Origin of the sequence: Mycolicibacterium flavescens, assembly GCF_001722335.1 — a bacterium.
GTDB classification, from domain to species: Bacteria; Actinomycetota; Actinomycetes; order Mycobacteriales; family Mycobacteriaceae; genus Mycobacterium; species Mycobacterium flavescens.
Genome location: NZ_MIHA01000057.1, coordinates 1 through 1,380 on the forward strand (window position 1 = coordinate 1; position 1,380 = coordinate 1,380).

The 1,380-nt window shown below is 67.0% G+C and carries 1 protein-coding gene; it reads left to right on the plus strand.

Features of this window, described 5'->3' with window-relative positions:
- Positions 1-99 precede the first annotated feature (99 nt).
- Entirely contained in the window at positions 100-1,341 is a 1,242-nt protein-coding gene (gene istA, locus BHQ18_RS28805; protein ID WP_069417037.1) for an IS21 family transposase, read from the plus strand.
- Positions 1,342-1,380 lie beyond the last annotated feature (39 nt).

Here is a 1,380-nt window from a genome sequence, read left to right on the forward strand (position 1 = left end):
TGTCGACGGCACGTGAAATCTGACCCCGGCGCGGCAACTGAAAATTGACCCCCTGGTCCGGTGGCCTGGCTTTAGTCGAGCCAGGAGGACCAGAAGGGAATGTTGTCTGTGGAGGATTGGGCTGAGATTCGTCGTCTGCGTCGGGCCGAGGGCCTGCCGATCAAGGTGATCGCTCGGACGTTGAACATCTCGAAGAACACGGTGAAGTCGGCGCTGGCTGATGATGCGCCACCGAAGTACGAGCGCGCGCCGCGGGGTTCGGTCGTCGATGAGGTCGAACCGCGGATAAGGGAGCTGCTGCAGGTCTACCCGAGGATGCCGGCGACGGTGATCGCCGAGCGGATCGGGTGGCAACGCTCGATCCGGGTGCTTTCGGCGCGAGTGGCTGAGTTGCGGCCGGTGTATCTGCCACCGGACCCGGCCTCGCGTACCGCCTACGCCGCTGGTGAAATCGCCCAGTGCGATCTGTGGTTTCCCGACGTCGAGATTCCGGTCGGCTTCGGCCAGACCCGCACCGCGACTCGGCTGCCGGTGCTGACGATGATCAGCGCCTATTCGCGCTGGCTGCTGGCGATGTTGATCCCGTCGCGGCGAGCCGAGGACCTGTTTGCTGGGTGGTGGGAGCTGATCAGCGGGCTCGGTGCGGTGCCGCGGGCGCTGGTCTGGGACGGTGAAGGCGCCATCGGTCGCTGGCGTGGCGGGCGGGTCGAGCTGACCCAGGAATGCCAGGCATTCCGCGGCGTGCTGGCCACCAAGGTCATCGTCTGCCAGCCCGCCGACCCGGAAGCCAAGGGCCTGATCGAACGCTCCCATGACTATCTGGAGCGCTCCTTTCTGCCGGGACGGACGTTCGCGTCGCCGGCAGACTTCAACACCCAACTGCAGGACTGGCTGGCGGTGGTCAACACCCGCACCCGCCGTGCTTTGGGCTGCGCTCCAAGCGAGCGGATCAGCGCGGATCGGGCGGCGATGCTCGCGCTGCCTCCGGTCGCGCCGGCGGTGGGTTGGAGTGCGGCGTTGCGGCTGCCGCGCGATCACTACATCCGTCTGGACGGCAACGACTACTCGGTGCACCCCAGTGCGGTGGGTCGGCGGGTGCTGGTTCGCGCCGATCTGGATCAGGTGCAGGTGTTCTGCGACGGGCAGAGCCTCGCCGCCCACGACCGGATCTGGGCCACTCACCAGACGATCTCTGATCCCATCCACATCGAGGCGGCGAAGGTGTTGCGGCGCAGACGAATCCAGATTCCACCGCCACCAGCCGAAACCGAGGTGGCGGTGCGGGACCTGACGGCCTACGACGCCGCGTTCGGAGTCGATCTCGACGGCGGAGCCGCCTGATGGCCACCACCAAAACCAGCACGCCCGGCCGCGATGTCA

Bases quoted from the DNA above. Each gene is read 5' to 3' on its own strand.
- istA (WP_069417037.1), top strand. From the start codon at position 100: ATGTTGTCTGTGGAGGATTGGGCTGAGATTCGTCGTCTGCGTCGGGCC.